Origin of the sequence: Streptomyces sp. NRRL F-2580 (assembly GCF_000720115.1) — a bacterium.
Taxonomy (GTDB): Bacteria; Actinomycetota; Actinomycetes; order Streptomycetales; family Streptomycetaceae; genus Streptomyces.
This window is the reverse complement of record NZ_JOIR01000010.1, coordinates 190,808-207,577: the sequence shown is the minus strand read 5'-3', so window position 1 is coordinate 207,577 and position 16,770 is coordinate 190,808. Positions and strand designations below refer to the sequence as shown.

Genomic DNA, 16,770 nt, shown 5'->3' with positions numbered 1-16,770 from the left:
GGATTGGCGGGCGCTCAGCAGCAGCCGGCTCCGGGGAGGGTGCGCATGTTGCGGGCTTCCTTGCTGCGGGCGGCCAGCAGCTCGTCCGCCGGGTAGCCGACCTCCTCCAGGGTCAGCCCGTGCGGCTTGACCACGTGCACCGAGGAGTCCCGTACGGCGGCCCGCAGGACCTTGCCGGGCCAGTCGGTGGGCCGGTGCCCGTCGCCGACGTGCAGCAGGGCGCCCACCAGCGAGCGGACCATGTTGTGGCAGAAGGCGTCGGCGCGGACGGTCGCGGTGACGATCCCGTCCTCGGCGCGCTCCCAGCTGAGCTGCTGGAGCGTGCGGATGGTCGTGGCGCCCTCGCGCTTCTTGCAGTACGCGGCGAAGTCGTGCTCGCCGAGCAGCGGGGCGGCGGCCTCGTTCATGGCGTCCACGTCGAGGGGCCACTGGTGCCACAGCACGTGGCCGCGGCGCAGCGGGTCGACGCCCCCCTGGTGGTCGCCGACGCGGTAGGCGTAGCGGCGCCAGATGGCCGAGAAGCGCGCGTTGAAGCCCTCGGGGGCCTCGGCGACCTTCCACACCCGTACGTCGTGCGGCAGCCGTCCCGCGAGGCGGCGCAGCAGCTTGTCGTGGTGCTCGGCCCACACCTCCTCGGCGAGGTCGAACTGGGCGACCTGCCCGCGGGCGTGCACGCCCGCGTCGGTACGCCCGGCCACGGTCAGCTCGACCGGCTCGGACAGCCGCATCACGGTCTGCAGGGCCGACTCCAGCTCGCCCTGGACGGTGCGCAGCACGCGCTGCTTCGCCCAGCCGGAGAAGTCCTTGCCGTCGTAGCTCAGGTCCAGCCGCACCCGGACGTGCCCGGGCTCCACCTCGTCACTCACGTGACAGATCCTCTCAGAGTCACCGCAATGCAGAACGGGCCCGCCCCCGGAAGGGGCGGGCCCGTTCAGAGCCGATCAAGCAAGCGTGATCCCGGGGGATCAGGCCTCCTTGGTCTCCTCGGCGGGGGTCTCGACAGCCTCCGCCTCCTTGACCGCGCGCTTGGTGGCGGCCTCGGCCTCACCAGTGGCCTGCTGGGCGACCGTGAGGGCCTCGACCAGCTCGATCACGGCCATCGGGGCGTTGTCGCCACGACGGTTGCCGATCTTGGTGATGCGCGTGTAACCACCGGGGCGGTTCTCGTAGCGCGGGGCGATCTCGGTGAACAGCGTGTGCACGATGCTCTTGTCCGTGATCGTCTGCAGCACCAGGCGACGGTTGTGGATGTCGCCCTTCTTCGCCTTGGTGACCAGACGCTCGGCGTAGGGACGCAGGCGACGGGCCTTGGCCTCGGTGGTGGTGATGCGGCCGTGCTCGAAGAGCGCCTTCGCGAGGTTCGCGAGGAGGTGCTTCTCGTGCGCGGCGGAGCCGCCCAGGCGGGCACCCTTTGCGGGACGCGGCATTGTTACTCCTTCAAATCTGCACCGGCCGTGTCAGGTACCGGAGTCAGTTCCCTCAAGCGGTCGCGAGAGGGGGGTGCGGGGGGCGTGAGCCCCCCACAAGTTTTCTAGTACTGCTCGGTCTCGACGAAACCGGCGTCCGCGTCGTCGTCGGCGCCGAAGGCGTCGGCGGCGGCGGTCGGGTCGAATCCGGGCGGGCTGTCCTTGAGGGCCAGGCCCATGCCGGCCAGCTTCGCCTTGACCTCGTCGATCGACTTCGCACCGAAGTTGCGGATGTCGAGCAGGTCGGCCTCGGAGCGGGCGACGAGCTCACCCACGGAGTGGATGCCCTCGCGCTTGAGGCAGTTGTACGACCGAACGGTGAGCTCGAGCTCCTCGATCGGCAGCGCCAGGTCGGCGGCCAGGGCGGCGTCCGTCGGGGACGGGCCCATGTCGATGCCCTCGGCGTCGATGTTGAGCTCGCGCGCCAGACCGAACAGCTCGACCAGGGTCTTGCCGGCGGACGCCATGGCGTCGCGCGGGCGCATGGCCTGCTTGGTCTCGACGTCGACGATCAGCTTGTCGAAGTCGGTGCGCTGCTCGACTCGGGTCGCCTCGACCTTGTAGGTGACCTTGAGGACCGGGCTGTAGATGGAGTCGACCGGGATGCGGCCGATCTCCTGGCCCAGCTGCTTGTTCTGGACGGCGGAGACGTAGCCGCGACCGCGCTCGACGGTCAGCTCCATCTCCAGCTTGCCCTTGCCGTTGAGCGTGGCGAGGACCAGGTCCGGGTTGTGCACCTCGACACCGGCCGGGGGCGCGATGTCAGCGGCGGTGACCAGGCCGGGACCCTGCTTGCGCAGGTACATCACGACCGGCTCGTCGTGCTCCGAGGAGACGACCAGCTGCTTGATGTTCAGGATGATGTCGGTGACGTCTTCCTTCACACCCGGCACGGTGGTGAACTCGTGCAGGACGCCGTCCACGCGGATGCTGGTGACAGCGGCACCCGGGATCGAGGACAGGAGCGTGCGGCGCAGGGAGTTGCCGAGGGTGTAGCCGAAGCCCGGCTCCAGCGGCTCGATCACGAACCGCGAGCGGTACTCGTCGACGACCTCTTCGGTCAGCGAAGGACGCTGAGCGATAAGCATGTCTGTGTTCCTTCATTCGTGGACGCCCACTATTTGACGCCCGACGGGGTGCAGCCGGAGCTGCGGACTACAAGGGTACGGGCGGTACGTCCCCCGCGAGGGGTTCGTACCGCCCGGACACTCAAGAACGCACAGGTGCGTCCGCTGCGTCAGACGCGGCGGCGCTTCGGCGGGCGGCAGCCGTTGTGCGGGGTGGGGGTGACGTCCTGGATCGAGCCGACCTCGAGGCCGGTGGCCTGGAGGGAGCGGATCGCGGTCTCGCGGCCGGAGCCCGGACCCTTCACGAAGACGTCGACCTTGCGCATGCCGTGCTCCTGCGCGCGGCGGGCGGCCGACTCGGCGGCCATCTGCGCGGCGAAGGGGGTGGACTTGCGCGAGCCCTTGAAGCCGACGTGGCCGGCGGAGGCCCAGGAGATCACGTTGCCCGAGGGGTCGGTGATCGAAACGATGGTGTTGTTGAACGTGCTCTTGATGTGGGCGTGCCCGTGAGCGACGTTCTTCTTTTCCTTGCGGCGCACCTTCTTGGCAGCGCCCTGACGACCCTTGGGGGGCATCTAAATCTCCTACGGGAGGTGGTCGGTCCTACAGCGCAAGACCGCTGAACAGGACTACTTCTTGCCCGGCTTCTTCTTACCGGCGATCGCGCGACGCGGGCCCTTGCGGGTACGCGCGTTCGTGCTGGTGCGCTGACCGTGCACCGGGAGGCCGCGACGGTGGCGGATGCCCTGGTAGCACTGGATCTCGACCTTGCGACGGATGTCGGCCTGGATCTCGCGGCGGAGGTCACCCTCGGTACGGAGGTTGGCGTCCACGTACTCGCGGATCTTGACCAGGTCCTCTTCGGCCAGGTCACGAACGCGGGTGTTCGGGTTCACGCCGGTGGAGGCGAGGATCTCCTTGGACCGGGTGCGCCCGATACCGAAGACGTAGGTGAGTGCGATCTCCACACGCTTTTCGCGCGGGATGTCAACACCGGAAACGCGTGCCATTCAATGGCTCCTGTGTGTTCGGGGGTCTTCCGCAGAATCAGTCCCGACCGCCGACCACACCTGAATGGGTGGTGGTACGTCCGGGTCCCCGGCCCCCGCCGGAGGTGCCGCCGGCCCCTTGCAGGGCTGGGCGGATTCTGCGTATGTACGTTTTCTTACGTCGCGCGAAGAACTGCGTTAAGGCAGGTCGGTCGGCGTGCGTCAGCCCTGGCGCTGCTTGTGGCGCAGGTTGTCGCAGATGACCATGACCCGGCCGTGACGGCGGATCACCTTGCACTTGTCGCAGATCTTCTTGACGCTCGGCTTGACCTTCATGTTGGTGAGGTTCTCCGGGTCAGTGCCACCACCCGCACCGGGACAAGACGCCCAGGCAGGAGTGAGGACAAGATCTACTTGTATCGGTAGACGATCCGGCCACGCGTCAGGTCGTACGGAGACAGCTCCACGACGACCCGGTCATCCGGGAGGATGCGGATGTAGTGCATGCGCATCTTGCCGCTGATGTGCGCGAGGACCTTGTGACCGTTCTGCAGTTCCACCTTGAACATCGCGTTCGGGAGGGACTCGATCACGGTGCCCTCGATTTCGATGGCACCTTGCTTCTTGGCCACGCTTCGCCCTTCGAATCGGCTACCTTGATCGGCTCGGTGCGCCACGCTTGCAGGCATGGATGTGCACGAGAGCCGACGAGTCAGTCTACGTCAGGGCTCCCAGAAAGACGAATCCGGAAAGTGTGCCCCAGAGTGTAGATCATTACGCCAGAGGGTCCGGAGCCGTGGTGACTCCGTACTCCGCCAGCTTCGCCTTGCCGCAGTCCGGGCTGGTCAGAACGATCGGACCGGCCTCCGTCAGGGCGATGGAGTGCTCCCAGTGCGAGGACCAGGTGCCGTCGGTCGTGATGACCGTCCAGTCGTCCGCCAGTACCTCCGTCTGGGCGGTGCCCAGGGAGACCATCGGCTCGATCGCCAGGCAGATGCCCGGGACCAGCTTGATCCCCTTGCCCCGCTTGCGCGAGACGTAGTTCAGCAGGTGGGGGTCCATGTGCATCTCGGACCCGATGCCGTGGCCGCCGTAGTCCTCGATGATCCCGAACTTGCCGAGGCTGTGGTCACCGGTGGCGGGACGCGGCTGGCGCTTGATGTACGTCTCGATCGCCTTGGAGATGTCCACAAGGCGGTTGCCGAGCTTCATGGCGGCGATGCCGGCCCACATGGACTCCTCGGTCACCCGGGAGAGCTCCACGAGCTCAGGGGCGTGCCCAGTCCCCACGAAGGCGGTGTACGCGGCGTCGCCGTGCCAGCCGTCGACGATGGCGCCGGCGTCGATCGAGATGATGTCGCCGTCCTTGAGGACCGTCTTGTCGTCCGGGATGCCGTGGACGACGACCTCGTTCACCGAGGTGCAGATCGTCGCGGGGAAGCCGCCGTAGCCGAGGAAGTTCGACTTGGCGCCGGCGTCCGCGATCACCTTGCGGGCCACCATGTCCAGATCATGCGTCGTGGCGCCCGGAACGGCCGCCTCACGGGTCGCCGCGTGGATCGCGGCGACGACCAGCCCCGCCTCGCGCATCTTCGCGATCTGCTCGGGGGTCTTGATCTGGACCATGAAAAACGCCTTCCAGCCTCGGTACGAGTCTTCTCAACAGTACGGCCGCGATGCCCTGGGGACACCGCGGCCGTTCTTGCCCTACGGGGGTACTACTTCGGGAGGGCGTCCATCGCGCGCCGCGTGATCTCCGCGACCTCGCCGAGAGCCGGAATCGTCGACACGAGGCCCTGGGCCTTGTAGTAGTCGATGATCGGCTCGGTCTCCGCGTGGTAGACCGCGAGCCGGTTGCGGACCGTGGCCTCGGAGTCGTCTCCGCGCTGGTACAGCTCGCCGCCGCAGGTGTCGCAGACACCCTCGGTCTTCGGCGGCGCGTACGTGACGTGGAAGACGTGCGCGGAGTCCTTGCGGCAGGTCCGGCGGCCGGCGATCCGCTTGACGACCTCGTCCTCCTCGACCTCCAGGTCGAGGACGGCGTCCAGTCGCAGGTCGGCGTTCTTGAGGATCTCGTCGAGCGCCTCGGCCTGCGAGAGGTTGCGAGGGAAGCCGTCGAGCAGGAAGCCGTTCGCGGCGTCGGGCTGCTCCATCCGGTCCTTGGCCATGCCGATGGTGACCGAGTCCGGGACAAGCTCCCCTGCGTCCATGTAGGACTTGGCGCTCTTGCCCAGCTCGGTGCCCTGGCTGATGTTGGCCCGGAACAGGTCGCCCGTGGAGATGTGCGGGATCGACAGGTTCTTGGCAAGGAACGCGGCCTGCGTTCCCTTGCCCGCACCGGGCGGTCCGACGAGGACGATTCGCATCAGCGGAGGAACCCTTCGTAATTACGCTGCTGGAGCTGGCTCTCGATCTGCTTCACGGTTTCCAGACCCACACCCACGATGATCAGGATGCTCGTCCCGCCGAACGGGAAGTTCTGGTTCGCTCCGAAGCCGGCCAACGCCATCGTCGGCACAAGAGCGATGAGACCCAGGTACAGCGACCCCGGCCAGGTGATCCGGTTGAGCACGTAGCTCAGGTACTCGGCGGTGGGTCGACCGGCACGAATACCGGGGATGAACCCACCATACTTCTTCATGTTGTCTGCAACTTCCTCGGGGTTGAACGAGATCGCCACGTAGAAGAACGCGAAGAAGACGATCAGGAGGAAGTAGGTCGCGATGTAGTACGGGTGGTCGCCCTTGACGAAGTGCTTCTGGATCCAGGTGGCCCAGCCCGCGGTCGAGCCGCTGAACTGGACGATCAGTGCCGGGATGTAGAGCAGCGACGAGGCGAAGATGACGGGGATGATGCCCGCCTGGTTCACCTTGAGCGGGATGTAGGTCGAGGTACCGCCGTAGGCACGGCGGCCGATCATGCGCTTCGCGTACTGGACCGGGATCCGGCGCTGCGCCTGCTCGACGAAGACCACCAGACACACCATCGCCAGGCCGACCAGGATGACGACGCCGAACTCGACCCAGCCGTCGGCGATCTTGCCCTGGAGCTTGATCTGCCACATGGCGCCGATGAAGCCGGCGGCGATCGAGATGAACATGAGGATCGACATGCCGTTGCCGATGCCGCGGTCGGTGATGAGCTCACCGAGCCACATCACGACGCAGGTACCGGCGGTCATGGTGACCACCATGACGACGGTGGCGAAAATCGACCGGTCGGGGACGATGTCGCGGGCGGCGGAGCAGCCCTGGAACAGGGCACCCGTGCGGGCAGTGGCGACGAGGCCCGTGCCCTGCAGGATCGCCAGCGCGACCGTCAGATAGCGCGTGTACTGAGTGATCTTCGCCGTGCCGGACTGGCCCTCTTTCTTGAGGGTCTCCAGCTTCGGGATGACCACGGTCAGCAGCTGCAGAATGATGCTCGCCGTGATGTAGGGCATGATGCCGAGCGCGAAGATCGTGATCTGCAGCAGCGCACCGCCGCTGAACATGTTGACCAGACCGAACAGCCCGTTGCTGCTGCCCGCCTGGTCGACACAGATCTGAACGTTCTTGTAGCTCACGCCGGGTACCGGGATGTGGGACCCGAGCCGGAACAGCACGATGATGCCGAGCGTGAAGAGCAGCTTCTTGCGCAGGTCGGGCGTCTTGAACGCCCGGGCGAACGCGGTGAGCACGGTGCCTCCTGCGACCCCCGCGCTACTGCGTCAGAGGTGACGGTCTGAGGGATCGACGTATACGACAAAGCAATGGTGCACGCCACCTTACCGGCGAGTGTGCCTCCCGTGGAACGACCAACCGGGGATGCCCCATATGTGAGGCACCCCCGGTTGGGTTTTGAGCTATTCAGCCACTGAAATCGTCTTAGACGAGCTCGGTGACGGTGCCACCGGCAGCGGCGATCTTCTCCTTGGCGGAGGCGGAGACGGCGTCAACCGAAACCTGCAGCGCCACGGAGAGCTCGCCCTGGCCCAGGACCTTGACGAGGCTGTTCTTGCGAACCGCGCCCTTGGCGACCAGGTCGGCCACCGTGACTTCTCCACCCTCGGGGTAGAGAGCGCCGAGCTTGTCCAGGTTGACGACCTGGAACTCGGTGCGGAACGGGTTCTTGAAGCCCTTGAGCTTCGGCAGGCGCATGTGGAGGGGCATCTGCCCACCCTCGAAGCGCTGCGGGATCTGGTAGCGGGCCTTCTGGCCCTTCGTACCACGACCGGCCGTCTTACCCTTCGACGCCTCACCACGACCGACACGGGTCTTCGCGGTCTTGGCGCCGGGGGCGGGACGGAGGTTGTGGGCCTTCAGCGGGCTGTTCTCAGCCATGTTAGTCAACCTCCTCAACCGTCACGAGGTGGCGGACGGTGTGAACCATTCCGCGGAACTCGGGGCGGTCCTCCTTGACGACCACGTCGTTCAGGCGCTTGAGCCCGAGCGAACGCAGAGTGTCACGGTGGTTCTGCTTGCTGCCGATGTACGACTTCGTCTGCGTGATCTTGAGGCGAGCCATTACGCAGCACCCGCCCCGGCACGTGCACGCAGCAGAGCCGCGGGGGCGACGTCCTCGAGGGGCAGACCACGGCGAGCCGCGATCTCCTCGGGACGCTGCAGGCCCTTGAGCGCTGCCACGGTCGCGTGCACGATGTTGATCGCGTTCGACGAGCCGAGCGACTTCGACAGGATGTCGTGAACGCCGGCGCACTCCAGAACGGCGCGCACCGGGCCACCGGCGATAACACCGGTACCGGGGGAAGCCGGCTTCAGCAGCACGACGCCCGCGGCACGCTCGCCCGTGATCGGGTGAGGGATGGTGCCCTGGATGCGCGGAACCTTGAAGAAGTTCTTCTTCGCTTCCTCGACACCCTTGGCGATGGCCGCGGGAACTTCCTTGGCCTTGCCGTAACCGACACCTACAGTGCCGTCACCGTCGCCCACCACGACCAGCGCGGTGAAGCTGAAGCGGCGACCACCCTTGACAACCTTGGCGACGCGGTTGATCGCGACAACGCGCTCAACGTAAGCGGTCTTCTCGGCGGCAGGGCCACCGTCGCGACCCTTCCGGTCCCGCCGCTCGCCGCCACCGGCACCGCTTCCGCGGCGCTGGGGTCCAGCCATTGGATTACCTCTCTCTGTTACGTCCGTGAGTCCCGGAACCGGGGCTTAGAACTTCAGCCCGGCTTCGCGGGCGGCGTCAGCCAGAGCGGCAATGCGCCCGGCGTATCGGTTGCCACCGCGGTCGAACACGACGGTCTCGACACCCGCAGCCTTGGCACGCTCGGCGACGAGCGCGCCGACAGCCTGGGCCTGGGCGCTCTTGTCGCCTTCGCCACCGCGGATCGAAGCGTCCAGGGTCGACGCGGACGCCAGGGTGTGACCCTGGAGGTCGTCGATGACCTGAGCAACGATGTTGCGGTTGGAACGCGTCACGACGAGGCGCGGACGCTCCGCCGTACCCGAGACGTTCTTGCGGATGCGGATGTGGCGGCGAGCCTTGGCAGCGCGCTTGTACGCGTCGCCCTTGGCGATCTTCACACCGTATGCCATGGCTACTTACCAGCCTTTCCGACCTTGCGGCGGATGACTTCGCCGGCGTACTTGACACCCTTGGCCTTGTACGGGTCGGGCTTCCGCAGCTTGCGGATGTTGGCGGCGACCTCGCCGACCTTCTGCTTGTCGATGCCCTCGACCGTGAACTTGGTCGGCGACTCGACCTTGAAGGAGATGCCCTCGGGCGCCTCCACCAGGATCGGGTGGCTGTAACCCAGCTGGAACTCCAGGTCGGAGCCCTTCGCCAGGACACGGTAACCGACACCGCTGATCTCGAGAGCCTTGACGTACCCCGTGGTCACACCGGTGATCATGTTCGCCACCAGCGTGCGGGACAGGCCGTGCAGGGCCTTGTTCTGACGCTCGTCGTTCGGGCGGGTGACGTTCAGAACGCCGTCCTCGTCCTTGACGACTGCGATGGGCGCCTTAACGGTGTGCGCGAGGGAACCCTTGGGGCCCTTCACAGCGACCGTCTGGCCATCGATGGTGACGTCCACACCGGCGGGAACCTGGATGGGGAGCTTGCCGATTCGCGACATTGCTTTTCCTCCGTTCCCGACTACCAGACGTAGGCGAGGACTTCCCCACCTACGCCCTTCTTGCCTGCCTGCTGACCGGTCAGGAGACCGTGGGACGTGGAGATGATCGCCACGCCCAGGCCGCCGAGGACCTTCGGCAGGTTGGTGGACTTCGCGTACACGCGCAGACCGGGCTTCGAGATCCGCTTGATGCCCGCAATGGAGCGCTCGCGGTTCGGCCCGAACTTCAGCTCGAGGACGAGGTTCTTGCCGACCTCGGCGTCCTCGACCTTCCAGCCGGTGATGAAACCCTCCTGCTTGAGGATCTCTGCGATGTGCGACTTGATCTTGCTGTGCGGCATCACGACGGTGTCGTGGTACGCCGAGTTAGCGTTACGCAGACGCGTGAGCATGTCTGCGATCGGGTCAGTCATGGTCATGAAGTGGCCTTCGGCCTCTCTCGCCGGGGTTTCCTGTATGCGCCATCCCTCTCCCCACTCAGTGGCGGGACGGGTGCGGTGCGGGGACCTACGGCGTAGTAAGTCGTTATGGGCGGCGGACGCCCAACCACACAAGCCTAAGGCATGCGCGGCCGGGCACCCACCGTCCAGATGCTTACCGAGAGTGCCTGGTACCGCCCAAGTCCTTGCGGACGAGGGTGATTTACCAGGAGCTCTTGGTCACGCCCGGCAGCTCGCCACGGTGAGCCATCTCACGAAGGCAGACGCGGCACAGGCCGAACTTGCGGTACACGGAGTGGGGGCGACCGCAGCGCTGGCAGCGGGTGTACGCACGCACACCGAACTTGGGCTTGCGGGCAGCCTTCGCGATGAGAGCCTTCTTCGCCATCTCGCTTACGCCTCCTTGAAGGGGAAGCCGAGGTGACGAAGGAGGGCACGGCCCTCGTCGTCGTTGGTCGCCGTGGTGACCACGGTGATGTCCATACCCCGGGTACGGTCGATCTTGTCCTGGTCGATCTCGTGGAACATGACCTGCTCCGTGAGACCGAAGGTGTAGTTGCCACGGCCGTCGAACTGCTTCGGCGACAGACCACGGAAGTCACGGATACGCGGCAGCGCGAGCGACAGCGTACGGTCCAGGAACTCCCACATGCGGTCACCACGGAGGGTGACGTGGCAGCCGATCGGCTGACCCTCGCGCAGCTTGAACTGCGCGATGGACTTCCGGGCCTTCGTGACGGCCGGCTTCTGACCGGTGATCGTCGTCAGGTCCTTGATGGCGCCGTCGATCAGCTTGGAGTCGCGGGCGGCGTCGCCCACACCCATGTTGACCACGATCTTCACGAGGCCGGGGATCTGCATGACGTTCTCGTACGAGAACTCCTCACGCAGCTTGCCCGCGATGTCCTCGCGGTACTTCGTCTTGAGACGCGGAGTGGTAGCCATCAGATGTCCTCACCCGTCCGCTTGGCAACGCGGATCTTGTTGCCCTCGTCGTCGAAGCGGTAGCCGACGCGGGTGACGACCTTCTTGCCGTCCTTCTCCACAACCAGCTGAACGTTGCTGACGTGGACCGGGGCCTCGGTGATCACAATGCCACCGGCCTGGTTCTGCGCAGCCTTGGTGTGCTTCTTGACCCGGTTGACACCCTCGACGAGGACACGGTTGTCGGCGGGGAAGGCAACGATGACCTTGCCCTGCTTGCCCTTGTCCTTACCGGTGATGACCTGGACCAGGTCGCCCTTCTTGATCTTCATGCTTACAGCACCTCCGGCGCGAGCGAGATGATCTTCATGAACTTCTTCTCGCGCAGCTCACGGCCCACCGGGCCGAAGATACGGGTGCCGCGAGGGTCGCCGTCGTTCTTCAGAATGACGGCGGCGTTCTCGTCAAAGCGGATGTACGAGCCGTCCTGGCGGCGGCGCTCCTTCACGGTGCGAACGATGACCGCCTTGACGACGTCACCCTTCTTCACGTTGCCACCGGGGATCGCGTCCTTGACGGTGGCGACGATGACGTCACCGATGCCCGCGTAGCGGCGACCGGAACCACCGAGAACACGGATGCAAAGGATCTCCTTTGCACCAGTGTTGTCGGCGATACGCAGTCGCGACTCCTGCTGGATCACGTGTATCTCCTGTTTGTCTGCCGGTTCCCGGCGGGGGCTTCACTCCGAGGAGCGAGGCCCCCACCGAGCCTGGCGGAACGAATCTGAGGGAAACCCCTCAGACTGTGTCTATTGGGAATTCGCTTGCGCGAATTGCCTTACTTGGCCTTCTCGAGGATCTCGACGATGCGCCAGCGCTTGCTCGCCGACAGCGGACGCGTCTCCATGATGAGGACGCGGTCGCCGACGCCGGCAGCGTTCTGCTCGTCGTGCGCCTTGAGCTTGTTCGTACGGCGGATGACCTTGCCGTACAGGGCGTGCTTGACGCGGTCCTCGACGGCGACGACGACGGTCTTGTCCATCTTGTCGCTGACGACCAGACCCTCACGGGTCTTGCGGAAACCGCGCTCGGTCTTCTCAGTCACGTTGTTCTCGCTCATCAGGCGCTCTCCACCGTCTCGATACCGAGCTCACGCTCGTGCATCAGGGTGTAGATGCGAGCGATGTCCTTACGGACGGACTTGAGCCGGCCGTTGTTCTCCAGCTGACCCGTGGCCGCCTGGAAGCGGAGCTTGAACAGCTCCTCCTTGGCCTCGCGCAGCTTGCCAACGAGCTCCTCGTTGCCGAGCTCACGCAGCTCGGACGCCTTGGTTCCCGTCGCCATCACGACTCACCTGCCTCGCGCCGAACAATCCGGCACTTCATCGGAAGCTTGTGAGCAGCGCGGGTGAGCGCCTCACGAGCAATCTTCTCGTTCGGGTAGGACAGCTCGAACATGACCCGACCCGGGTGCACGTTGGCGATCCACCACTCGGGAGAACCCTTACCGGAACCCATGCGGGTCTCGGCAGGCTTCTTCGTCAGCGGGCGGTCCGGGTAGATGTTGATCCAGACCTTGCCGCCACGCTTGATGTGGCGGGTCATCGCAATACGAGCCGCCTCGATCTGGCGGTTCGTCACGTACGCCGGGGTCAGCGCCTGGATGCCGTACTCGCCGAACGTGACCTCAGTACCGCCCTTCGCCATACCACTGCGCTTGGGGTGGTGCTGCTTGCGGTGCTTGACCCTACGAGGGATCAGCATGTCGGTCAGGCCTCCGTTCCGGTGCTCTCGGCCGGAGCGGCGGCGGGAGCGTCGGCCTTGGGGGCCTCGGCACCAGCAGCCTGCTGCGGCTTGCGGCCACCACGGCCGCCGCGCTCGCCACCACGGCCACCACGGCCGGCGGGACGGTCGCCTGCGCCCTGCGCGCCACGGGCCGGGCGGTTACCCGCACGGGCCGCAGCGTTCTCGGCGCGAACCTCGGCGATGTTCTTGACGTCGCCCTTGTAGATCCAGACCTTCACACCGATACGGCCGAAGGTGGTCTTGGCCTCGAAGAAGCCGTAGTCCACGTTCGCGCGCAGCGTGTGCAGCGGCACACGACCCTCGCGGTAGAACTCGGAGCGGGACATCTCGGCGCCGCCGAGACGACCGCCACACTGGATCTTGATGCCCTTGGCGCCGGCCTTCATCGTGCCCTGCATGCTCTTACGCATGGCGCGACGGAAGGAGACGCGGGAGGAGAGCTGCTCGGCAACGGCCTGGGCAACCAGCTGAGCGTCAAGCTCGGGGTTCTTGACCTCGAGGATGTTCAGCTGGACCTGCTTGCCCGTGAGCTTCTCGAGGTCACCGCGGATGCGGTCGGCCTCGGCGCCACGGCGGCCGATGACGATGCCCGGACGAGCGGTGTGGATGTCCACACGCACGCGGTCACGGGTGCGCTCGATCTCAACCTTCGAGATGCCGGCGCGCTCCATGCCGGACGTCATCATCCGACGGATGGCGACGTCTTCCTTGACGTAGTCCTTGTACAGCTTGTCGGCGTACCAACGCGACTTGAAGTCGGTGGTGATGCCGAGCCGGAACCCGTGCGGGTTTACCTTCTGGCCCATTACCGGGAACCTTCCTTGCTGCTGACGACCACGGTGATGTGGCTGGTCCGCTTGCGGATCCGGTAGGCACGGCCCTGCGCACGCGGACGGAACCGCTTCAGGGTCGGGCCCTCGTCCACGTACGCCTCGCTGATGACCAGCGTGGAGGCGTCCGGGTGGTTGTAGTTGTGTGCGGCGTTGGCAATGGCGCTGTCAAGCACCTTGCCAACCGGCACGCTCGCGGCCTGCGGGGCGAAACGCAGGACCGCCTGAGCCTCCGTGGCATCCATGCCACGGATAAGGTCCACCACTCGGCGGGCCTTCATGGGCGTGACGCGGATGTACCGCGCCTGGGCCCTGGCTTCCATGGTTGTCCCTTCGGTGTAAGTCATAGTCGTAACCACCCCGCCTTTAGCGGCGCTTCGACTTCCGGTCGTCCTTGACGTGGCCGCGGAAGGTGCGAGTCGGCGAGAACTCGCCGAGCTTGTGGCCGACCATCGACTCGGTGACGAACACCGGGACGTGGGTCTTGCCGTTGTGCACCGCGATGGTGTGACCCAGCATGCTGGGGATGATCATCGAGCGACGGGACCAGGTCTTGATGACGTTCTTGGTGCCGGCTTCGTTCTGGACGTCCACCTTCTTTACGAGGTGGTCGTCGACGAAGGGCCCCTTCTTGAGACTGCGCGGCATCTAAACCCGCTCCTAGCGCTTCTTGTTCGTCTTGCGGCGGCGGACGATGTACTTGCTCGAAGCCTTCTTCGGCGAGCGAGTACGACCCTCCTTCTGACCCCACGGGGAGACCGGGTGGCGGCCACCACTGGTCTTGCCCTCACCACCACCGTGCGGGTGGTCAACCGGGTTCATCGCGACACCGCGGACGGACGGGCGAACGCCCTTCCAGCGCATGCGGCCGGCCTTGCCCCAGTTGATGTTCGACTGCTCGGCGTTGCCGACCTCGCCGACCGTGGCGCGGCAGCGCGCGTCGACGAGACGGATCTCACCGGACGGCATGCGGAGGTGGGCCATGGTGCCCTCCTTCGCCAGCAGCTGCACGGAGGCACCAGCGGAGCGGGCGAACTTCGCGCCGCCACCGGGACGGAGCTCGATCGCGTGGATCGTGGTACCGACCGGGATGTTGCGGAGCGCGAGGTTGTTGCCGGGCTTGATGTCGGCCGTCGGGCCGTTCTCAATCCGGTCACCCTGCTTGAGTGCCTTCGGCGCGATGATGTAGCGCTTCTCGCCGTCGGCGTAGTGCAGCAGCGCGATGCGCGCGGTGCGGTTGGGGTCGTACTCGATGTGCGCGACCTTGGCCGGCACGCCGTCCTTGTCGTGACGACGGAAGTCGATCACGCGGTAGGCGCGCTTGTGTCCACCACCCTGGTGGCGAACGGTGATCCGGCCGGTGTTGTTACGGCCGCCCTTGCTGTGCAGAGGGCGAACCAGCGACTTCTCCGGCGTGGACCGCGTGATCTCGACAAAGTCGGCGACGCTGGAGCCACGACGGCCCGGGGTCGTCGGCTTGTACTTGCGGATACCCATTTCTCAGTCCTCGTCCGATTCCGGACGACTAGACCTCCGTTAGGAGGCCTGGCCGCCGAAGATGTCGATTCGGTCGCCCTCAGCGAGGGTCACGATGGCGCGCTTGGTGTCTGCACGCTTGCCGAAACCGGTCTTGGTGCGCTTGCGCTTACCCTGACGGTTGATCGTGTTGACCCCGGTGACCTTGACCCCGAAGACCGCTTCCACGGCCTGCTTGATCTGGGTCTTGTTGGAGCCGGGCGCGACGATGAACGTGTACTTGTTCTCGTCCAGCAGCGCGTAGCTCTTCTCCGAGACAACCGGCTTGATCAGCAGGTCGCGCGGGTCAGTGAAGGTCTTGCTGGTAACGGTCGCCTCAGACATCAGGCGTCGCTCCCTTCGGTCTCATCGGCCTTGGGGCCAGACACGAAGGACTCGAAAGCGGCCTGAGTGAAGACCACGTCGTCAGAGACGATCACGTCGTACGTGTTCAGCTGGCCCGGCTCCAGGATGTGAACCTGGGGCAGGTTGCGGGCGGACAGCCACGCGGCCTCGTCGGCGCGCTCGACGACCAGGAGCAGGTTCTTGCGCTCCGAGATCTTGCCGAACAGCGTCTTGGCGGCCTTCGTGGAGGCGGAACCCTCGACCACGCCGGTGACGACGTGGATGCGGGAGTGACGCGCACGGTCCGAGAGGGCACCGCGGAGGGCGGCGGCCTTCATCTTCTTCGGGGTCCGCTGGGAGTAGTCACGCGGCTGCGGGCCGTGGACAACGCCACCGCCGACGAACTGCGGCGCACGGGTCGAACCCTGGCGCGCGCGGCCGGTGCCCTTCTGGCGGTACGGCTTGCGGCCACCACCACGGACTTCGCCACGACGCTTGGTCTTGTGCGTGCCCTGACGGGCAGCAGCCAGCTGAGCGACAACGACCTGGTGGATCAGCGGAACGCTGGTCTTCGCGTCGAAGATCTCCGCGGGGAGCTCGACGGTACCGGCCTTGTCGCCTGCCGGCGAAAGGATGTCAATGGTGCTCATTACCTCAAGCCCCCTTGGCCGCGGTACGGACCAGGACGAGGCCGCCGTTCGGACCGGGGACCGCACCCTTGATGAGGAGCAGACCCTTCTCCGCGTCAACCGCGTGGATGGTCAGGTTCTGGGTGGTGACGCGCTCGTTGCCCATACGACCAGCCATGCGCATGCCCTTGAAGACACGCCCAGGGGTGGCGCAGCCACCGATCGAACCGGGGGAGCGGTGCTTGCGCTGCACACCGTGACCGGCGCCGAGGCCCCGGAAGTTGTGCCGCTTCATGACACCGGCGAAGCCCTTGCCCTTGCTGTTGCCCGTGACGTCAACCTTGACGCCGGACTCGAACACCTCAGCAGTGATCTCCTGGCCGAGCGTGTACTCGCTGGCGTCGGAGGTGCGGAGCTCCACCAGGTGGCGGCGGGGGGTCACGTCGGCCTTGGCGAAGTGGCCCTTGAGGGGCTTGTTCACCTTGCGCGGGTCGATCTCGCCGAAGGCGATCTGGACCGACTCGTAGCCGTCGATGTCGTTCGTACGGACCTGGGTAACGACGCAGGGTCCGGCCTTGACCACGGTCACCGGGACGACACGGTTGTTCTCGTCCCAGACCTGGGTCATGCCGAGCTTCTCGCCCAGGACGCCCTTGATCTGCTTTGCCATCTTCTC

At 66.0% G+C, this 16,770-nt stretch carries 30 protein-coding genes; all 30 read right to left on the bottom strand.

The features are described from left to right. Positions 1 to 14: 14 nt before the first annotated feature. Positions 15 to 866 (bottom strand): tRNA pseudouridine(38-40) synthase TruA, encoded by an 852-nt coding sequence (gene truA / locus IF88_RS0112795; RefSeq protein WP_030710360.1) that lies wholly within the window; start codon positions 864 to 866, stop codon positions 15 to 17. A gap of 99 nt (positions 867 to 965) precedes the next feature. Next, the gene (gene rplQ / locus IF88_RS0112790) at positions 966 to 1,427 is read right to left on the bottom strand and encodes a 50S ribosomal protein L17 (protein WP_030154710.1); all 462 of its coding nucleotides are present in this window, start codon (positions 1,425 to 1,427) and stop codon (positions 966 to 968) included. 104 nt (positions 1,428 to 1,531) lie between these two features. Then, positions 1,532 to 2,554, bottom strand: coding sequence for a DNA-directed RNA polymerase subunit alpha (locus IF88_RS0112785; protein ID WP_007265920.1), 1,023 nt, complete (start codon positions 2,552 to 2,554; stop codon positions 1,532 to 1,534). A gap of 149 nt (positions 2,555 to 2,703) precedes the next feature. Then, positions 2,704 to 3,108 (bottom strand): 30S ribosomal protein S11, encoded by a 405-nt coding sequence (gene rpsK / locus IF88_RS0112780; protein WP_003956432.1) that lies wholly within the window; start codon positions 3,106 to 3,108, stop codon positions 2,704 to 2,706. A gap of 54 nt (positions 3,109 to 3,162) precedes the next feature. Beyond that, a complete protein-coding gene (gene rpsM, locus IF88_RS0112775) occupies positions 3,163 to 3,543 on the bottom strand; it encodes a 30S ribosomal protein S13 (RefSeq protein WP_030710357.1) in 381 nt (126 codons plus the stop codon). Positions 3,544 to 3,744: 201 nt separating this feature from the next. Further along, entirely contained in the window at positions 3,745 to 3,858 is a 114-nt protein-coding gene (gene rpmJ / locus IF88_RS0112770; protein ID WP_003956441.1) for a 50S ribosomal protein L36, read from the bottom strand. Between the two features lie 74 nt (positions 3,859 to 3,932). After that, entirely contained in the window at positions 3,933 to 4,154 is a 222-nt protein-coding gene (gene infA, locus IF88_RS0112765) for a translation initiation factor IF-1 (RefSeq protein ID WP_003956442.1), read from the bottom strand. A 142-nt stretch (positions 4,155 to 4,296) separates the two neighbouring features. Further along, positions 4,297 to 5,148, bottom strand: a complete 852-nt coding sequence (gene map, locus IF88_RS0112760) for a type I methionyl aminopeptidase (protein WP_030710355.1) — start codon at positions 5,146 to 5,148, stop codon at positions 4,297 to 4,299. Between the two features lie 92 nt (positions 5,149 to 5,240). Beyond that, complete coding sequence (locus IF88_RS0112755) at positions 5,241 to 5,888, bottom strand: adenylate kinase (protein WP_030710353.1); 648 nt, start codon at positions 5,886 to 5,888, stop codon at positions 5,241 to 5,243. Continuing rightward, on the bottom strand, positions 5,888 to 7,201 hold the full coding sequence (gene secY, locus IF88_RS0112750; protein WP_030710351.1) for a preprotein translocase subunit SecY: 1,314 nt from the start codon (positions 7,199 to 7,201) through the stop codon (positions 5,888 to 5,890). Before secY ends, IF88_RS0112755 begins: the two co-directional genes overlap by 1 nt. A 187-nt stretch (positions 7,202 to 7,388) precedes the next feature. Beyond that, the gene (gene rplO, locus IF88_RS0112745; protein WP_008739693.1) at positions 7,389 to 7,844 is read right to left on the bottom strand and encodes a 50S ribosomal protein L15; all 456 of its coding nucleotides are present in this window, start codon (positions 7,842 to 7,844) and stop codon (positions 7,389 to 7,391) included. A gap of 1 nt (position 7,845) precedes the next feature. After that, on the bottom strand, positions 7,846 to 8,028 hold the full coding sequence (gene rpmD, locus IF88_RS0112740) for a 50S ribosomal protein L30 (protein WP_005313525.1): 183 nt from the start codon (positions 8,026 to 8,028) through the stop codon (positions 7,846 to 7,848). Beyond that, positions 8,028 to 8,633 carry a 30S ribosomal protein S5 gene (gene rpsE, locus IF88_RS0112735; protein ID WP_030298218.1) on the bottom strand — a complete coding sequence of 202 codons (606 nt, stop codon included), beginning with the start codon at positions 8,631 to 8,633 and terminating at the stop codon, positions 8,028 to 8,030. Before rpsE ends, rpmD begins: the two co-directional genes overlap by 1 nt. 45 nt (positions 8,634 to 8,678) lie before the next feature. Then, positions 8,679 to 9,062: a 50S ribosomal protein L18 gene (gene rplR, locus IF88_RS0112730; RefSeq protein ID WP_030026334.1), complete on the bottom strand. Its 384-nt coding sequence runs from the start codon at positions 9,060 to 9,062 to the stop codon at positions 8,679 to 8,681. 2 nt (positions 9,063 to 9,064) lie between these two features. Beyond that, entirely contained in the window at positions 9,065 to 9,604 is a 540-nt protein-coding gene (rplF, locus tag IF88_RS0112725; protein ID WP_030710347.1) for a 50S ribosomal protein L6, read from the bottom strand. 20 nt (positions 9,605 to 9,624) lie between these two features. Continuing rightward, positions 9,625 to 10,023, bottom strand: coding sequence for a 30S ribosomal protein S8 (gene rpsH, locus IF88_RS0112720; protein ID WP_007265911.1), 399 nt, complete (start codon positions 10,021 to 10,023; stop codon positions 9,625 to 9,627). Between the two features lie 223 nt (positions 10,024 to 10,246). Next, on the bottom strand, positions 10,247 to 10,432 hold the full coding sequence (locus tag IF88_RS0112715; RefSeq protein WP_003956452.1) for a type Z 30S ribosomal protein S14: 186 nt from the start codon (positions 10,430 to 10,432) through the stop codon (positions 10,247 to 10,249). Positions 10,433 to 10,437: 5 nt separating this feature from the next. Continuing rightward, entirely contained in the window at positions 10,438 to 10,989 is a 552-nt protein-coding gene (rplE, locus tag IF88_RS0112710) for a 50S ribosomal protein L5 (protein WP_030388859.1), read from the bottom strand. Beyond that, positions 10,989 to 11,300 carry a 50S ribosomal protein L24 gene (rplX, locus tag IF88_RS0112705; protein ID WP_030008468.1) on the bottom strand — a complete coding sequence of 104 codons (312 nt, stop codon included), beginning with the start codon at positions 11,298 to 11,300 and terminating at the stop codon, positions 10,989 to 10,991. The genes rplE and rplX overlap by 1 nt, the downstream gene beginning before the upstream one ends. A 2-nt stretch (positions 11,301 to 11,302) precedes the next feature. Next, positions 11,303 to 11,671, bottom strand: a complete 369-nt coding sequence (gene rplN / locus IF88_RS0112700) for a 50S ribosomal protein L14 (RefSeq protein WP_008739701.1) — start codon at positions 11,669 to 11,671, stop codon at positions 11,303 to 11,305. A gap of 137 nt (positions 11,672 to 11,808) precedes the next feature. Beyond that, a complete protein-coding gene (gene rpsQ, locus IF88_RS0112695; protein ID WP_030008467.1) occupies positions 11,809 to 12,090 on the bottom strand; it encodes a 30S ribosomal protein S17 in 282 nt (93 codons plus the stop codon). Next, positions 12,090 to 12,314 carry a 50S ribosomal protein L29 gene (gene rpmC, locus IF88_RS0112690; protein ID WP_008739703.1) on the bottom strand — a complete coding sequence of 75 codons (225 nt, stop codon included), beginning with the start codon at positions 12,312 to 12,314 and terminating at the stop codon, positions 12,090 to 12,092. Before rpmC ends, rpsQ begins: the two co-directional genes overlap by 1 nt. Next, a complete protein-coding gene (gene rplP, locus IF88_RS0112685) occupies positions 12,314 to 12,733 on the bottom strand; it encodes a 50S ribosomal protein L16 (RefSeq protein WP_008739704.1) in 420 nt (139 codons plus the stop codon). The genes rpmC and rplP overlap by 1 nt, the downstream gene beginning before the upstream one ends. Before the next feature lie 5 nt (positions 12,734 to 12,738). Then, entirely contained in the window at positions 12,739 to 13,581 is an 843-nt protein-coding gene (gene rpsC / locus IF88_RS0112680; RefSeq protein ID WP_008739710.1) for a 30S ribosomal protein S3, read from the bottom strand. Next, positions 13,581 to 13,928 (bottom strand): 50S ribosomal protein L22, encoded by a 348-nt coding sequence (gene rplV, locus IF88_RS0112675; RefSeq protein WP_007265904.1) that lies wholly within the window; start codon positions 13,926 to 13,928, stop codon positions 13,581 to 13,583. Before rplV ends, rpsC begins: the two co-directional genes overlap by 1 nt. 43 nt (positions 13,929 to 13,971) lie before the next feature. After that, a complete protein-coding gene (rpsS, locus tag IF88_RS0112670; protein WP_008739713.1) occupies positions 13,972 to 14,253 on the bottom strand; it encodes a 30S ribosomal protein S19 in 282 nt (93 codons plus the stop codon). A 12-nt stretch (positions 14,254 to 14,265) separates the two neighbouring features. After that, positions 14,266 to 15,102: a 50S ribosomal protein L2 gene (gene rplB, locus IF88_RS0112665; RefSeq protein WP_008739715.1), complete on the bottom strand. Its 837-nt coding sequence runs from the start codon at positions 15,100 to 15,102 to the stop codon at positions 14,266 to 14,268. 39 nt (positions 15,103 to 15,141) lie between these two features. Continuing rightward, positions 15,142 to 15,465 (bottom strand): 50S ribosomal protein L23, encoded by a 324-nt coding sequence (gene rplW / locus IF88_RS0112660; RefSeq protein WP_030154694.1) that lies wholly within the window; start codon positions 15,463 to 15,465, stop codon positions 15,142 to 15,144. After that, a complete protein-coding gene (rplD, locus tag IF88_RS0112655; RefSeq protein ID WP_030710344.1) occupies positions 15,465 to 16,115 on the bottom strand; it encodes a 50S ribosomal protein L4 in 651 nt (216 codons plus the stop codon). Before rplD ends, rplW begins: the two co-directional genes overlap by 1 nt. Before the next feature lie 4 nt (positions 16,116 to 16,119). Next, positions 16,120 to 16,764 (bottom strand): 50S ribosomal protein L3, encoded by a 645-nt coding sequence (gene rplC / locus IF88_RS0112650; RefSeq protein ID WP_007265899.1) that lies wholly within the window; start codon positions 16,762 to 16,764, stop codon positions 16,120 to 16,122. Positions 16,765 to 16,770: the final 6 nt, after the last annotated feature.

Coding starts and splice junctions, on each gene's coding strand:
- rplQ (WP_030154710.1), bottom strand. CDS start 1,427: ATGCCGCGTCCCGCAAAGGGTGCCCGCCTGGGCGGCTCCGCCGCGCAC.
- IF88_RS0112785 (WP_007265920.1), bottom strand. CDS start 2,554: ATGCTTATCGCTCAGCGTCCTTCGCTGACCGAAGAGGTCGTCGACGAG.
- rpsK (WP_003956432.1), bottom strand. CDS start 3,108: ATGCCCCCCAAGGGTCGTCAGGGCGCTGCCAAGAAGGTGCGCCGCAAG.
- rpsM (WP_030710357.1), bottom strand. CDS start 3,543: ATGGCACGCGTTTCCGGTGTTGACATCCCGCGCGAAAAGCGTGTGGAG.
- rpmJ (WP_003956441.1), bottom strand. CDS start 3,858: ATGAAGGTCAAGCCGAGCGTCAAGAAGATCTGCGACAAGTGCAAGGTG.
- map (WP_030710355.1), bottom strand. CDS start 5,148: ATGGTCCAGATCAAGACCCCCGAGCAGATCGCGAAGATGCGCGAGGCG.
- IF88_RS0112755 (WP_030710353.1), bottom strand. CDS start 5,888: ATGCGAATCGTCCTCGTCGGACCGCCCGGTGCGGGCAAGGGAACGCAG.
- rplO (WP_008739693.1), bottom strand. CDS start 7,844: ATGGCTGAGAACAGCCCGCTGAAGGCCCACAACCTCCGTCCCGCCCCC.
- rpmD (WP_005313525.1), bottom strand. CDS start 8,028: ATGGCTCGCCTCAAGATCACGCAGACGAAGTCGTACATCGGCAGCAAG.
- rpsE (WP_030298218.1), bottom strand. CDS start 8,633: ATGGCTGGACCCCAGCGCCGCGGAAGCGGTGCCGGTGGCGGCGAGCGG.
- rplR (WP_030026334.1), bottom strand. CDS start 9,062: ATGGCATACGGTGTGAAGATCGCCAAGGGCGACGCGTACAAGCGCGCT.
- rplF (WP_030710347.1), bottom strand. CDS start 9,604: ATGTCGCGAATCGGCAAGCTCCCCATCCAGGTTCCCGCCGGTGTGGAC.
- rpsH (WP_007265911.1), bottom strand. CDS start 10,023: ATGACCATGACTGACCCGATCGCAGACATGCTCACGCGTCTGCGTAAC.
- IF88_RS0112715 (WP_003956452.1), bottom strand. CDS start 10,432: ATGGCGAAGAAGGCTCTCATCGCGAAGGCTGCCCGCAAGCCCAAGTTC.
- rplE (WP_030388859.1), bottom strand. CDS start 10,989: ATGGCTACCACTCCGCGTCTCAAGACGAAGTACCGCGAGGACATCGCG.
- rplX (WP_030008468.1), bottom strand. CDS start 11,300: ATGAAGATCAAGAAGGGCGACCTGGTCCAGGTCATCACCGGTAAGGAC.
- rpsQ (WP_030008467.1), bottom strand. CDS start 12,090: ATGAGCGAGAACAACGTGACTGAGAAGACCGAGCGCGGTTTCCGCAAG.
- rpmC (WP_008739703.1), bottom strand. CDS start 12,314: ATGGCGACGGGAACCAAGGCGTCCGAGCTGCGTGAGCTCGGCAACGAG.
- rplP (WP_008739704.1), bottom strand. CDS start 12,733: ATGCTGATCCCTCGTAGGGTCAAGCACCGCAAGCAGCACCACCCCAAG.
- rpsC (WP_008739710.1), bottom strand. CDS start 13,581: ATGGGCCAGAAGGTAAACCCGCACGGGTTCCGGCTCGGCATCACCACC.
- rplV (WP_007265904.1), bottom strand. CDS start 13,928: ATGGAAGCCAGGGCCCAGGCGCGGTACATCCGCGTCACGCCCATGAAG.
- rpsS (WP_008739713.1), bottom strand. CDS start 14,253: ATGCCGCGCAGTCTCAAGAAGGGGCCCTTCGTCGACGACCACCTCGTA.
- rplB (WP_008739715.1), bottom strand. CDS start 15,102: ATGGGTATCCGCAAGTACAAGCCGACGACCCCGGGCCGTCGTGGCTCC.
- rplW (WP_030154694.1), bottom strand. CDS start 15,465: ATGTCTGAGGCGACCGTTACCAGCAAGACCTTCACTGACCCGCGCGAC.
- rplD (WP_030710344.1), bottom strand. CDS start 16,115: ATGAGCACCATTGACATCCTTTCGCCGGCAGGCGACAAGGCCGGTACC.
- rplC (WP_007265899.1), bottom strand. CDS start 16,764: ATGGCAAAGCAGATCAAGGGCGTCCTGGGCGAGAAGCTCGGCATGACC.